A 13,630-nucleotide genomic window follows, 5' to 3' on the forward strand; every position below is an offset into this window, starting at 1 on the left:
ACCAGGAGGAATTTTTATGTCTAAGAGAACACGAAGAACTTTTTCACAAGAATTCAAGCAACAAATCGTCAATCTTTACTTAGCTGGAAAGCCACGTGTAGAAATCATTCGAGAATATGAACTAACGGCTTCAGCATTTGACAAATGGGTAAAGCAATCTAAAACGAGTGGTTCATTCAAAGAAAAAGATAATCTTACGCCTGAACAAAAAGAATTGTTAGAACTACGTAAAAGAAACCAGCAATTAGAAATGGAAAATGATATTTTAAAGCAAGCAGCGCTGATATTCGGACGAAGAGACAAGTAATCGATGCGAATAAGCATCTTTACCCTATATCAGCGATGTGCAGAATATTAGGTCTATCACGTCAGTCCTATTATTATCAATCAAAACCAAAGAAAGACGAATCAGAACTTGAAGAAGTAGTCGCTGAAGAATTTATCCGCAGCCGAAAGGCCTACGGCTCAAGAAAAATAAAAAAAGCCTTATCAAAACGAGGCATTCAGATCAGCCGACGAAAAATTAGTACAATCATGAAAAATAGAGGATTAAAATCGAGCTATACTGTTGCTTATTTTAAAGTACATCATTCTACTTGCAATGAAGCCAAAACGACAAACGTATTGAATCGTAAATTCTTAAGAGACAACCCATTAGAAGCGATCGTAACAGACTTGACTTATGTACGAGTCGGGAAAAAATGGAATTATGTCTGTTTCATTTTGGATCTGTTCAATCGAGAAATTCTCGGCTATTCTTGTGGAGAACATAAAGATGCCGTTCTAGTAAAAAAAGCATTTAGCCGTATCAAACAACCTCTGACAGAGGTTGAGATTTTTCATACTGATCGTGGAAAAGAGTTTGATAACCAAGCTATTGATGAATTATTAACAACTTTTGACATCAATCGATCATTGAGTCATAAAGGCTGTCCTTTTGATAATGCCGTAGCTGAATCAACTTATAAGTCGTTGAAAGTAGAATTTGTCTATCAATACACATTTAAAACCTTACAACAATTGGATTTGGAGTTATTTGACTATGTCAATTGGTGGAACCACCTTCGGTTGCACGGTACACTTGGCTACGAGACACCGGTTGGTTACCGTAACCAGAGATTGGCGCAGCGAATCCTTGATAATGAGCTCGGATGTGCTAACGCTAGCGAGGCAGTCTAACTTTAACTGTTAGCTCCTGCCGAAGATCGTCACATCCGAGGAGGCTCATTGTCAAGGACAATCGGAATAGCATACGGAAAGAAGTTCTGCACCTTATAAAATTTGTCAAAAAAACTGTTGCCATTCCATTTATAACTCTATATACAAAGAAAAAGCATCAATTCCAGCTGATGGAATTGATGCTTTTTTCATTAGGACTTATGTCCCAAGCTCTTCATAGTAATAATATATGCTTATACTTCTCTTCAAATCAATATTCAATGCTCATTGTAAAATACTGTCACAACGCTAAACATCAAAAAATATCATTATTTATGATACGGTTCTCCCCGATTTATCCGAAATGCGCGATAAATTTGTTCCACCAAAATCAAACGCATCAATTGATGGGGATAGGTCATTTTTCCAAAAGAGATTTGAGTATCACAGCGGGTCAACACACTGTCTGCCAGACCAAGGGAGCCGCCGATGACAAAAGTTAAATGGCTTTTCCCCTGAATCCCCAGCTGATCGATTTGTTTGGCAAAGGCTTCACTGGAGGGGTTCTTGCCATTAATAGCAAGGGCATAGACATATTCAGTGTCTTTAATTTTTGCCAAAATTCGTTCCCCTTCTTTTTCTTTGACCTGCTGCATCTCTGCCTCACTGAGATTTTCCGGAGCTTTTTCGTCGGCGACTTCTACCAATTCGATTTTGGCATAGGCGCCCAAGCGTTTGACGTACTCGGCAATTCCTTGTACCAAATATTTTTCCTTCAATTTTCCAACAGAAATAATTTTTATGTTCATAATCTACTCCTTATTTTTTATCGAGCCTTGTTATTCTTTGAGATACACACAAAGTTATACACATTAGTCACAGGTTTATCCACAGAAATAACCATAAAAAAGCCTATTATTTAAGTATTTCTAAAGCAAACGTATGTTTCGGTTAGATTTATCCCCTTTATCCACAGACCTGTGGATAAAACTAGTGAACTTATCCTCTTACTTATTTTAGCCTTTTCCACATGATTTGTGGAAAATATCTCCTCATTTTTACACTTTTTTCATCGAACCTTTTTCATAATTTTTTCAAATTCTTTCATTAGACTAAAATCAGCAATAGATACTATACTATTAATAAGAATAATTTCTTAGGAGGAATACAGATGCAAAGAAAAGAAGTAAATCCTGAATCCAAAAAAACTTCCGGCGGTTTTCTAAAACGGTTTGCCGTTGGTGTGTTAGGTGGTGTCGTCGGGTCTTTGATCATCGTTGGTGCTTTTTACCTACTCAACGGTTCGGGAAGCAATCCCACCAATAGTTCTGGGACAACAAATAATGCCGGCGAAACAGTAGTCAGCAACGTGAAGGTCAATGTGGACAGCGACATTACTTCTGCCGTGGATAAAGTACAAGATGCGGTGGTTTCCGTAATTAATCTGCAAAAACAATCCCAAAGCTCTGAATTGAGTCCATGGGGCGGAATGTTCGGACAAGAAGAAGGGACCGAAGAATCTTCTGACTCCAACTCTTCTGGAGATTTGGAAGAAACCAGTGAAGGCAGTGGAGTAATTTATAAAAAAGATGGTAAAAATGCTTATGTCGTGACGAACAATCACGTAGTAGAGGGACAAGATGGATTAGAAGTCGTTTTAAAGGATGGCACAAAAGTAACGGCTGAATTAGTCGGTACCGACGCTTACACAGACTTGGCGGTTTTAAAAATCGCTTCTGACAAAGTTGATACAGTCGCAACATTTGGTGATTCCAGCGAACTGAAGGTCGGCGAACCTGCGATTGCAATTGGCTCACCATTAGGTTCCCAGTACGCAAACTCTGTGACTTCCGGTATTGTTTCGTCAATGAATCGTCAAGTAACCAACACGACCGAATCTGGACAAACAGTCAATATCAATGCCATTCAAACAGATGCGGCAATCAACCCAGGAAATTCCGGTGGTCCTCTGGTAAATGTCGAAGGACAAGTTATCGGGATCAACTCCAGTAAAATCGCCAGCACTGCCAGCTCTTCTTCTGATGTCAGTGTGGAAGGAATGGGCTTTGCAATTCCAAGTAACGATGTAGTAACAATCATCAATCAATTAGAAAAAGACGGAAAAGTAACTCGTCCCGCTCTAGGAATCACGATGCGCGACCTTTCAACGATTTCTTCTGGACAACAAGAACAAATCTTGAAAGTTCCTAATTCATTGACTAATGGTGTCGTCGTTCTCTCTGTTGTAAATGCAACACCTGCTGAAAAAGCCGGCTTGAAACAATACGATGTAATCACAGAAATTGATGGTAAAGAAGTGACTTCAACAACAGAATTGCAATCTGCACTGTACAAGAAAAAAGTGGGAGATTCTGTAAAAATTACCTTCTATCGAGAATCCAAAAAACAAACCGTAGATGTCGAACTTTCCATCGATCAAACAACGTTACAAAATTCTCAGAGTGAAGGAAACAATTGATACCAAATAAAAAAGTTGCGGTTAGTGATATGCTCCCCCCTATATAGGACACTGAAATATAAAAGTCCTGTATAGGGGGGATTTTGTATGCCACAAAGAAAGATGAAACTCACTCCAGAAAAACGAGTAGAACTAGTAGAGAGCTATTTGAATGGTGAAGACAGTATGACCAGCCTAGCTCGCACTGCAGGCATTAGTCGGGCTGCTTTAAGTAACTGGATTATGCTTTATGAGAATGGGGGACCTACTGGCTTATTAGCAAGACGGAAGAATACACACTATACGATTGAAACAAAGATTCAGGCTGTAAATGATTACCTAAATGGTTTAGGGAGTTTGTCGGAAATTACTAAGAAATATGGACTAAGACATCTTAACCAACTACGAGATTGGATAAAGATATATAATACTCATGGAAACTTCAAAACAGAAAGCGGTGGAAGTCAAATGAGTCAATCAAGAAAAACAACCTTCAAAGAACGAGTGGAAATTGTCCACTATTGTATTGTGCATGATCATAACTATGGTAAAACGGCTATCAAGTATCAGGTATCGTACCAACAGGTACGTAATTGGGTACTAAAATATGAGGAAATGGGCGAAGCCGGCCTAAAAGATCGCCGAGGACATCGAGCTGGAACAGAACCCAGTCGGACACCTGAAGAAGAAATGCGTGATCGACTGGCTGAACAAGAACGCAAAATCAAACGGTTAGAAATGGAAAATGATCTCTTAAAAAAAGTCAGGGAGTTAGAAAGGAAGTGGGACTAGAACTCATCCGTCATATCTTTGAATACCAAGCAATTAAGGAACTCCATGATCTCAAAAGTTATTCGATAAAACGAATGTGTGATTTTTTACACGTCTCCAGATCAGCGTATTACCGTTGGTTAAAGCAACCAAAACCAGCTCAAACTATCTTTAACGAGCACTTGGCAGACCTAGTAAGATATATCTATGAAGCAGATAACGACAAGGGGTATCGGAGAATCCGCGACGATTTGGTCCAAGACTTTGGTTTGCACGTCAATGACAAAAGAGTATTGCGGATTTGTCGTAGTCTTCAAATTAAATCTACCGTCAAACACCATCCAAACGGAATTACAAAAGCTTCCAATAATCCTTATCATATTGCCAAGAACTATCTAAATAGAAATTTCCATGCAGATAAACCAAATGAAAAATAGCTAACTGATGTCAGTGAATTCAAGTACACTCTAAAAAACCAAGTAAAGAAAATTTACCTTAGTGCCATTCTAGACTTAGCAGATCGGCGTATTGTTTCATTCATCATTAGCGATAGAAATGATAATAAGTTGGCTTTTGATACCTTTGACGAAGCGATTCGACTTGAGCCTGAGGCTCATCCGCTATTTCATAGCGATCGAGGGTTTCAGTACACCAGTAAAAACATGAGAACTAAAATCAAAAATCAAGGGATGAAACAAAGCATGTCTCGTGTTGCCCATTGTATTGATAATGGGCCAATGGAAGGGGTTCTGGGGAACATTGAAACGAGAAAAATACTATCGTCATAAATTTACAAGACGCGAAGAACTCGTATCGATGATCGAAGATTACATCAACTACTATAACAATGGTCGTTACCAACGATGCTTGAAATCCAAAACTCCATTACAAGTTCACCAACAGCTTTTAATGGCAGCGTAATAATCGTATCTCTTAGCTGTGTGAAATGTCCTTTGTTTCGCACAGCTAAGAGATACGCAACCGAGCGCAGCCGAGGTTTAAAAAAAGAAAAACAAAAGAACTGTTTGCCACAAAATTAGCAAACAGCTCTCTAAAAATTTTATTATATTTCCGTGTCCACTTGACGGGGAGCCAACCATAGCCCGCAACTTTTTTTATTTGTTTACTGGAAAAACTTCACCTACAACAGCATCTTCTGGTAATTCTAAGATGCCTTTTTTTTCTGGCGCATTGGGTAAGTGCAATTCCCGTGCGGAACAGATCATTCCGTAGCTTTCAACTCCCCGTAACATACCGGGCCAAATCAATAACCCGTCTGGCATCATTGCACCTGGCTTGGCAACTACAACTTTCAACCCCGCTTTGATATTTGGCGCACCGCAAACAATTTGTAAGGTTTTTCCGCCATCAATTTGAGTTTCTGTAATTGACAAATGGTCACTGTCTGGATGTTTTTCACAGGTTTTCACATAACCTACAACAAATTTTGGTTCTGAATCATAAATTAAGGTTTCAGCAAAACCTGCTTCATTAATCAATTCATTCAAGCGGGTCACTTGTTCTTCTGTTAATTCGACTTGTCCCTTGCCGTCGATTGTTAAATGATTGGAAATATGAAAGAAATTCCAGCCGATGATTGTCCCATCAGTGGTTTGGATGCGGGCAACATTCAGTTTACGAGTCACTGTTTGCTCCAAGCCATGATCGTTTTCAGTGATCACCAACAAAGTATCTCCCACATGTTCTTTATTGTATGCAAAAATCACGTGTTGTTCCTCCTAAAATTTTCTCTGCTTATCATAACAAACTTTTCACTACTCGTCATGAAAATTTCCAGCAGCTTCTTAGAAAGGCATGAGTAAATTCAAATTCTTATTAATGAAGTCTTTTTTATTCTTTTTCGTTTGTTATCACCAGCACATCGCAGGGCGCTTCACGAATGACGTGGCTTGCTACACTACCTGTCATAAATCGTTCAACTGCGTTCAGTCCAGATTGCCCCACCATGACTAAATCGATTTGATATTTTTCCGGCAGCTGCTTTGCCATTGCTTCTTTTGCGGATCCATAAGCAATAATACCTTCGATATTTTTGAAATGAACGGATGCACCGTATGCCTTGTATTCTTCGATCATTTCTTTTGCTGCTTCTGTTTCTTGATCGATAATATTTTGATTGAGAGAACTATAACCCATCATCGTATAAAGCTGTTGATCGATAACGTTTGCAACATATACCTTGCCCTCGTTTCGGCGAGCCACCTCGATCGCTTTCCGAAATGCCTCTTTTGCCTGTTCCGAGCCGTCGATCCCCACTAAAATATTCTTATACGCTTGTGTTTCCATTTCAATTCCCTCCTCATTCTGATAAACATTTTTCAAGAAATACGGTTATGCTTGAAGACTGTTCAAAAAAGTTTCGATTTCTGCTTTTGTCTTACGATCTTTATTTACTAAACGACCAACTTCTTTGCCATCTTTAATCACGACAAAACTTGGAATGCCAAAGATATTCCATTCTGCCGCTACATCGATGAATTGATCCCGATCGACTTCAATAAATTGCCATTCCGGAAAATCTTGTTCGATTTCCGGCATATAAGGTTTAATAAAATTACAATCTCCACACCAGCCGGCGGTAAAGAAAAAGACGTTTTGCCCTTTTTCTACATATCCTGCTAGTTCTTCTAAATTTTTTGGAATAATCATTTATCTGCCTACTTTCTTTACTTTCTAGTTAAATTATACACCTTTCCTTTGGTCCGATAAACTCATTGCTCTTCTGCATTTTTTAGCAATTTTTGGTAGTACTGATAACTGTCACTTGCTTCATCAAATGTAGAAAGTATTGCTGCCTGCTCTGTCGCCTTTTGCAGGTAAGCATGAGATTCTTGAAAATTTTCCTCTAACGCGTACATGTCCGCCAGCAAAACGTAGGCTTGAAAAATCACCCAGTCATTCTCTTCAGCCAGATTGCTTCTTTCTAATCCTCGTGTCATCATCTTGATTGCTTCTTGCGGACTTTCGTGAGAATAAGCCAAGGTATTGCTTTCTCTGTATAGTTTTTCCAGTCGCGTCATTCCATCAGCTGTCTTTTTCTCATAACTCTGGGCAAAAATAAAATAATTGCCATTAGGATCTGTCAGAGTAAAACGACGATCCGAATTAAGATCTCGTGGTAAACTCATTTTTGGAAGACCCGAACGGCTTAACTTTTTCCCCGTATTTTCTTTGAAATTCGCCTGCAGCGCATCGTGCAAAGCATCCACATTTTCCACCATCACTAATAATATATTCGTTGGTGTAGGAACGGGTAATTTTTTATAAGCAAATAAATGAAAGACCAATTCATGGTACCGTAAGACTGCATACCCGCCAGATCGTTTTTCTTCATACTGATTCTTAAAGCCGAGATTTCTAAAAAATTGGACTGTAGCTTTAAAATCTTTTGCGGGAAAGACAGGGAGCGTTGCCGAAATTTGAAAAGTCATCCGTTTTCTCCTTTTGTGTTAAAATTTTTTTAAACTGATTACGCATAAATTAGCAATGTTAAAAGTTTATTGTACCATATTGGCAAGAATTGAGCAGAAAGTCGCCACAAAAAAACGCGGCTTGCTTTGCAGCAAACAGCGTTTCTTTTCATAATTTTTTGCGATTAAAAACTAGAATAGACAGGCTTAAAAGCACGCCGGCAAACAAAACACTAAGTATCATGCTACCACGAAAATCGCTAAGTGTGTCCCCCTTGAGCCACGCCATATTCTCACTGATCAAAGAAATTGGATTGTAGGCTTTGAAGCGGTCAAAAAGCTGTAAGAGATACAGCAAAGCGGTAACGATAATCGTAAACAACAAGCCTTCATAGCTGGATTTTGCAAGGGTCGAACCGAATAAAATCACCGCGACAAAAAAACAACCAAAAAGCAACAACGGGAAGAAACCTGCGAAAATATGCGGGCTTTGATTATCTGGAAAATAATAGTGGGTATATCCGGCTGTAACGCTAAAACATAACAAAAGGGCACCAATCCATTGCACAAGCATCACCAGATATTTGCTAAGAATGATTTGCCAGCGATCCAACCCCTTCGTCACCAAATTCACCAAACTACCACTAGCAACCTCTCGACTGACACTGCCGCTGAAAAGAACCGCCACCAAATAAATACCCATCTGTGTAATATTTTTATAAAATTGTGTCCATGAATCCAACGAGGTAGGCTCGGGGATCGTAACCAGCGTTGAGCCAAAGGCGGATTTCATGATTTCAGGCGTGAGCTTTGCCAGCAAAGGATTCATCAAGCCGAATATCAAAAAAATAATAACAAGCAACAGAACTCGTTTAGTACGCCAGCTTTCCAATAATTCTTTTTTCGTAAAGAAATAACACTTTTTCATTTGATGACCTCCAAAAAGATTTGTTCCAATGAAGGTTCAACCTTTCGCAACATTTCTGGAGTAATTTTCTTTTCCATAAATCCACGAAATAGATGAGGCAATAATTCCTCGTAAGAGCCTTCGTAACGGACAACGACTGCTTCCTCTTTTTGAGAAAAAGATTGAATCAGGTGCTGCTGCTGTAAAGTTTGCAAAAGCTCAATCAGTTTATCCTGCTGTTTTTCTACAAGAATTTCGATTTGCCGATGCGCATGAAGTTCCTTGAGTGTAGCTAAAGGGGAACTGACCGCTAATTTCCCTTGATGCAAAATACCGACATAATCACAGATTCGTTCGACATCACTTAAAATATGGGTAGAAAAAAGGATCGTCACTTTGCCTCTTAAGGAAGCCAACAACGCAAGAAATTCTTGGCGCCCACTGGGATCTAGTGCCGAAGTCGGCTCATCGCAAATCAATAGCCGCGGCTCATTCAATAGGGCTTGCGCGATACCCAGCCGCTGCTTCATACCACGGGAATAGCTGCGAATAAACTTTTTTTCCGCAGCCAGTCCGACCAATTCCAGCATTTCTTCCATTTTAGTAGCAAGTTTTTGTTTTGGTATTCCTGTGATTTCACCACATAACTGCAAATATTCCCGTCCTCGCATATACCCATAAAATTCCGGAACATCCGGTAAATAACCAGTATAATGATTTGTTTTTGTATGCCCAAAAATCACCGGTTCCTTATTGATGGTGATTTCACCAGTTGTTACTTCTTCTAAGCCTAAAATCAATTTCATGGTCGTTGTTTTTCCCGCACCATTTTCTCCGACAAATCCGAAAATACTGCCTTCTGGAACGGACAAATTCAAACCATCTAACACCGTTTTACCGCCAAATTTTTTCCCGACATTTTTGATTTCCAGCAGATTCATTCATTTTCTCCTTTTCCAAAAACAAAATAGACGACTGGTCCAATGATTTGTAGAAAAACCACAATCAAAATCCACATGGTTTTGTTCCCAAAACGATAGGTTGGATGCTTCAACACATGAAGTAAAGCTGTAACCATCAACCCTACTTCTAAAAGGATGACAGGAATCAACAATGGTAAATTTTCTAAAAAAAGTTTACTTCCGTTCATTTTTTTCTTTCCTCCTTTATTTCTTCGATTCGTTGAAAAATTTCACGCATTTTTTCTTCTTCCCTATAAGGCAGCAATAATGGATTCGTTAAAATAAAGGCAATCACCGACTCCACGACCGTATTGGCTTCCCGTGGCGTTTGTCCAGCCAATGCCTGCGTGTTTAGCCACTCTTGAATGCGATCAAAATAATCATCCGGCATAAATTGTAATACTGGATTTATTTCTAGCAGCTGACAGACTTTTTCCAAAATCGCAAACAACGCCGCTTTGTCCCCAATTTGCGCATACCCTACTGCCCCCGACAAATAAAAATTCAGCAACGCCGCCGGATTTATTTTTTCGGCTTGAAAAAGAGCAATCAGTCCTGCTCCTCGCTGGTAGGTTTCGGTGAAACGAATTGGCTCCTTTACTAATAAAGGCAGATAATTCGTCAAGCCACTCAACAAAACAAAAAGATTCTGAAAAATACCGCTTTGGGTTGTCGCCAACGCTTGATCTGTCGCTCCTTTTAATTGAAAAGCACCGGCAATCAAGCTGTCTGACGGCAAATAGGGCGGAACATACTCTCCCAAAATCGCCAGCACATCGTCTGAACGATTCAAAATCAACAGACAATAGGCCTGCATTTTCATTGCTTCATCCATCACCGCAACCTCTTTACTATTACTGCGAACCCGAATAAATAAATCTAAGGCTTTCGGAATATAGCGCTGCTGTTTTTCTAATGGATTTTCTCCAGGAAGCAGATCATAGTGATTCAACAATAAATTGCCCATCTGCAAAAGAAACGGGTAACAGGAATAATACCGATGAATGAAGCTTTCGATTGACTGCAATACTTCTTCTGCTGATTTGGTTTGAAAAGATTTCTGTAAAGAAAGATAAATCCGTTGAATCTCCAGTTGATTCAATTCCGGTTCATAATCCAATAAAGAATCGATGGACACATCAAAATACGCAGCCAACAGCGGTAGTAACGTGATGTCCGGATACGTTTGCCCAGTTTCCCATTTTGAAACAGCCGCCTTAGATACCCCGACAAAATCTGCTAATTCCTGTTGTGTTACCTTTTTTTCTTTTCGCTTTTCTGTAATCACCGCACCTAAACTAATCTTCATTTCCCTCACCTCACGTAAATTTTACGTTGTTTTCTACGGTAGTACAATGGAGCAGTTGTTAACTTTTAGTATTTTTTATCAACTAATGGGATACAAGGAATTATTTAGTCAAAAAAACGCATAGAAACTCTCTTGAAGGGTTTCCATGCGTGAGATGAATTTTTTAATTAGTGCAAAGAAAGCTTTTCCCCTTGGGCAATTCTTTCCAGACCAGTAACTTCAATAACCTGAATTTTACCTCTAGATAATGCTAAAACACCTATTTTCTGAAAATCCCGTAAAATACGAGTTACTACCTCCCGTGCAGAACCAAGTTCAAGAGCAATCCGCTCGTGAGTTGTCTGAACGAAATTCTTTTTGTTATTATGCAGCAAATACTTGGCGATTCGTTGCGGCATAGAATCAAAAACTACTTCACTCACAGTTGTCATGAGCTCAAAGATTTTTTTCGAAAAAATCTGACTTACATACTTTTGCCATGCTTCGTCTGCCAGTAATTTCTTAAATATTTCTCGAGGCAACGAAAAGATCAGACTTCCTTCTTCAATCTCGGAAAATCCTTTTGATACATACTGCAGGCCGCACTAAAAAAACAAAATTCCCCCGGTTCAATATGAAACAAAGTAAACTCTTTGCCGTCATTAGAAATCTTATACTTCCGGATATTTCCTCGAATCAAAAACGGAACGACTTGACAGGAATCTTCTTGGTAAATAACTTTCCCGCCTTTAGGAACATTGATGCAAAGAGCATTTTCCCAAACAAGTGTCAAGAACGCTTCATTGATTTCTTTTAATACTGGCAGTTTCTCACTAACTTCCTTTTGACGCACTTTCATGTCTTCCATAATGCCTCCCCCGTCTTTATAATTTTTCAAAAAAAAAACTATTCTTAGTTTAAGAATAGCTAATTTTAAAAAAACTATCGGTGATAAAATCACATTTGTATTTTAATTGTTGCCAGACCATTTTTTACAAAAAAACACAGCCAAAGCTAGCTTGACTGTGTACAAATTTTTTCCCATTTCTACTATTTTGCAACATACTTTTCATGGTCCAGACTAAATTTTCACCCTTATTCAGAAACGATCCGTGCACCAAATGGCATTAACGCCAAGCGAGCCATTTTTAATGACTGACTTGCAAAGGGAATCCCGATAATTGTGATTGCCAATAAAATCGCACTCGCCACATGAGCCAAAGCTAATGGAATGCCGGATACCAACAACCAAATGATATTTAAAATAAAGGAAACGCCATTTCCTTCATAAACAACTGTTTTACCAAAAGGCGCCAAGGACATCGAAGCCAATTTAAAACATTGCTTTCCTATGGGAATCCCAATAATCGTGATTGACCATAAACATCCAGCCAAAAACCAGCTGATTGCGCCTCCCAAGCCACCAAAAATCAACCAAATAATATTTCCCAAACAACTCATTTCGTGAACCTCTTTTCTTTTGATTATGCTAAAGATACCATATCTTTAAATGAAAGACATCCTTCTTTTGACCGAGTGAAAGGAAATCTCTAATACCATTTTTTACTTGATTTTTTCTAATGCTTTTTGCGGAACCTCTTTTTCTGGTATCTCTTCATAAGTCTCCACGTGAGCACCTTTATTGATCAATTTTAAATACCGGTCCTTCTTCAATACTTGGAGCCCATTAAATTCCAACGTTCTCGTTGTGCCATCAGAAGCAGCAGCTGTTTGTTTATAAGCTGCGGTCCCATATCCATTGACCGATTCAGGATCCTGCGTTTTAACATACACTTCGCTCTCTGGTACAAGCGGATTTAATTGATCTAAAAAAGCAGCCAGCTCTCCTGATGAATTTTTGGTGTAGAACAAACTTCCTCCGCATAGAAGCAAAAGAAAAATCCCGACTGATACGATTACTTTTACGATTGTTTTCATCTCTCTCTCCTTTCGAATATATAACTATATTAACAAATATGATTCTTAACTAATCAGGCTTAAGACCTAAACTGCGGTAACAATATTGAAAGGTTTTTGTAAGGAGAAAGTGAGTTGTTGCGGGGCTTTTTAAGTTATGTAAAAAAGCTGGAGATACCTGTGAAACAGTATTTCCAGCTTAGATATAATATTATGTTAGCCTACTGACCCTTACAATGACTCTTTTGGGAATCAGAGGAAAGGAATAGGCTTTGTAGAAATATTTGTTTTAACAAATTACTATAGACTGACGGTATATATCGGTAGATACTATCATCGGGAACTTAGCCAATACCGTAGCCAAAATAGCAGGTAGAGAAGTTATTTGGGGAATCAAGTTATTCTGTTTCAGTCATGAGGTTAAGTTCATTAAAGATAATTGAAGATAGTTGATATTTCAACGATTTTTGAATAGAGCTAATCGCTTTATTGATGATAATTCATCTTGATCGGTTTTCTAATCGTATTCAAAAACGTATTCAAGTTGCGTGGCGTGCTTTTGATGAGAATAATCAAAACATTATATTGATATCCCTATTCTTCCAAATTTTCCCCTGATTTTTTAACCCCGTGTACAATATCTGATTCAGAATTTACACTTTTTATTTTCTGTATTTCTTTACCTGTTGCTAAAGCCTCTCCTACCCTTGTTAGCGCTGTTTGGTTTATAGCTATCTT

The 13,630-nt window shown here is 38.7% G+C and carries 19 protein-coding genes; 6 read left to right on the forward strand and 13 right to left on the reverse strand.

Going from position 1 to position 13,630, the window contains the following annotated elements; genetic code table 11:
- The first annotated feature begins 16 nt into the window (after window positions 1-16).
- A protein-coding gene (locus BAU16_RS04380) for an IS3 family transposase (protein ID WP_161526559.1) occupies window positions 17-1,179 on the forward strand; the annotation gives its coding sequence in 2 pieces (ribosomal slippage) (window positions 17-293 and window positions 293-1,179; 1,164 coding nt in all).
- Window positions 1,180-1,487: 308 nt separating this feature from the next.
- Here the strand turns inward: BAU16_RS04380 and rlmH are convergent.
- Window positions 1,488-1,967 carry a 23S rRNA (pseudouridine(1915)-N(3))-methyltransferase RlmH gene (gene rlmH / locus BAU16_RS04385; protein WP_048604323.1) on the reverse strand — a complete coding sequence of 160 codons (480 nt, stop codon included), beginning with the start codon at window positions 1,965-1,967 and terminating at the stop codon, window positions 1,488-1,490.
- A gap of 362 nt (window positions 1,968-2,329) precedes the next feature.
- Between rlmH and BAU16_RS04390 the strand changes: the two genes are divergently transcribed.
- The 5 genes from BAU16_RS04390 (at window position 2,330) to BAU16_RS13585 (ending at window position 5,308) form a co-directional block, all read left to right on the forward strand.
- Complete coding sequence (locus BAU16_RS04390; RefSeq protein ID WP_048604324.1) at window positions 2,330-3,637, forward strand: S1C family serine protease; 1,308 nt, start codon at window positions 2,330-2,332, stop codon at window positions 3,635-3,637.
- A gap of 87 nt (window positions 3,638-3,724) precedes the next feature.
- Window positions 3,725-4,408, forward strand: coding sequence for a helix-turn-helix domain-containing protein (locus BAU16_RS13570; RefSeq protein WP_048604325.1), 684 nt, complete (start codon window positions 3,725-3,727; stop codon window positions 4,406-4,408).
- Window positions 4,399-4,824, forward strand: coding sequence for an IS3 family transposase (locus BAU16_RS13575; RefSeq protein ID WP_197076049.1), 426 nt, complete (start codon window positions 4,399-4,401; stop codon window positions 4,822-4,824). The genes BAU16_RS13570 and BAU16_RS13575 overlap by 10 nt, the downstream gene beginning before the upstream one ends.
- A gap of 66 nt (window positions 4,825-4,890) precedes the next feature.
- The gene (locus BAU16_RS13795; RefSeq protein ID WP_442896818.1) at window positions 4,891-5,175 is read left to right on the forward strand and encodes a DDE-type integrase/transposase/recombinase; all 285 of its coding nucleotides are present in this window, start codon (window positions 4,891-4,893) and stop codon (window positions 5,173-5,175) included.
- The gene (locus BAU16_RS13585; protein WP_202621244.1) at window positions 5,099-5,308 is read left to right on the forward strand and encodes an IS3 family transposase; all 210 of its coding nucleotides are present in this window, start codon (window positions 5,099-5,101) and stop codon (window positions 5,306-5,308) included. Before BAU16_RS13795 ends, BAU16_RS13585 begins: the two co-directional genes overlap by 77 nt.
- 194 nt (window positions 5,309-5,502) lie before the next feature.
- Here the strand turns inward: BAU16_RS13585 and ytpR are convergent, their stop codons facing one another.
- From ytpR to BAU16_RS04455, 12 genes are all read right to left on the reverse strand, one after another.
- Window positions 5,503-6,114, reverse strand: coding sequence for a YtpR family tRNA-binding protein (gene ytpR / locus BAU16_RS04400; protein ID WP_048604326.1), 612 nt, complete (start codon window positions 6,112-6,114; stop codon window positions 5,503-5,505).
- 124 nt (window positions 6,115-6,238) lie between these two features.
- Window positions 6,239-6,694 carry a universal stress protein gene (locus BAU16_RS04405; RefSeq protein ID WP_048604327.1) on the reverse strand — a complete coding sequence of 152 codons (456 nt, stop codon included), beginning with the start codon at window positions 6,692-6,694 and terminating at the stop codon, window positions 6,239-6,241.
- A gap of 45 nt (window positions 6,695-6,739) precedes the next feature.
- Window positions 6,740-7,057 carry a thioredoxin family protein gene (locus tag BAU16_RS04410; protein ID WP_048604328.1) on the reverse strand — a complete coding sequence of 106 codons (318 nt, stop codon included), beginning with the start codon at window positions 7,055-7,057 and terminating at the stop codon, window positions 6,740-6,742.
- Between the two features lie 62 nt (window positions 7,058-7,119).
- Window positions 7,120-7,839, reverse strand: coding sequence for a hypothetical protein (locus tag BAU16_RS04415; RefSeq protein ID WP_069959639.1), 720 nt, complete (start codon window positions 7,837-7,839; stop codon window positions 7,120-7,122).
- Between the two features lie 148 nt (window positions 7,840-7,987).
- Window positions 7,988-8,746, reverse strand: coding sequence for an ABC transporter permease (locus BAU16_RS04420; RefSeq protein WP_048604329.1), 759 nt, complete (start codon window positions 8,744-8,746; stop codon window positions 7,988-7,990).
- Window positions 8,743-9,666, reverse strand: a complete 924-nt coding sequence (locus tag BAU16_RS04425; RefSeq protein WP_137604744.1) for an ABC transporter ATP-binding protein — start codon at window positions 9,664-9,666, stop codon at window positions 8,743-8,745. Before BAU16_RS04425 ends, BAU16_RS04420 begins: the two co-directional genes overlap by 4 nt.
- Entirely contained in the window at window positions 9,663-9,875 is a 213-nt protein-coding gene (locus tag BAU16_RS04430) for a PLD nuclease N-terminal domain-containing protein (RefSeq protein WP_048604331.1), read from the reverse strand. The genes BAU16_RS04425 and BAU16_RS04430 overlap by 4 nt, the downstream gene beginning before the upstream one ends.
- Entirely contained in the window at window positions 9,872-10,996 is a 1,125-nt protein-coding gene (locus BAU16_RS04435) for a helix-turn-helix domain-containing protein (RefSeq protein ID WP_161526560.1), read from the reverse strand. Before BAU16_RS04435 ends, BAU16_RS04430 begins: the two co-directional genes overlap by 4 nt.
- 167 nt (window positions 10,997-11,163) lie before the next feature.
- A complete protein-coding gene (locus BAU16_RS04440; protein WP_161526561.1) occupies window positions 11,164-11,517 on the reverse strand; it encodes a Crp/Fnr family transcriptional regulator in 354 nt (117 codons plus the stop codon).
- A gap of 8 nt (window positions 11,518-11,525) precedes the next feature.
- On the reverse strand, window positions 11,526-11,843 hold the full coding sequence (locus tag BAU16_RS04445; RefSeq protein WP_161526562.1) for a Crp/Fnr family transcriptional regulator: 318 nt from the start codon (window positions 11,841-11,843) through the stop codon (window positions 11,526-11,528).
- A gap of 227 nt (window positions 11,844-12,070) precedes the next feature.
- Window positions 12,071-12,436 (reverse strand): YccF domain-containing protein, encoded by a 366-nt coding sequence (locus BAU16_RS04450; protein ID WP_048604334.1) that lies wholly within the window; start codon window positions 12,434-12,436, stop codon window positions 12,071-12,073.
- Between the two features lie 102 nt (window positions 12,437-12,538).
- The gene (locus BAU16_RS04455) at window positions 12,539-12,913 is read right to left on the reverse strand and encodes a YxeA family protein (RefSeq protein WP_161526563.1); all 375 of its coding nucleotides are present in this window, start codon (window positions 12,911-12,913) and stop codon (window positions 12,539-12,541) included.
- Between the last annotated feature and the right edge of the window lie 717 nt (window positions 12,914-13,630).

Source organism: Enterococcus sp. JM9B (assembly GCF_009933265.1).
Taxonomy (GTDB): Bacteria; Bacillota; Bacilli; order Lactobacillales; family Enterococcaceae; genus Enterococcus_C; species Enterococcus_C songbeiensis.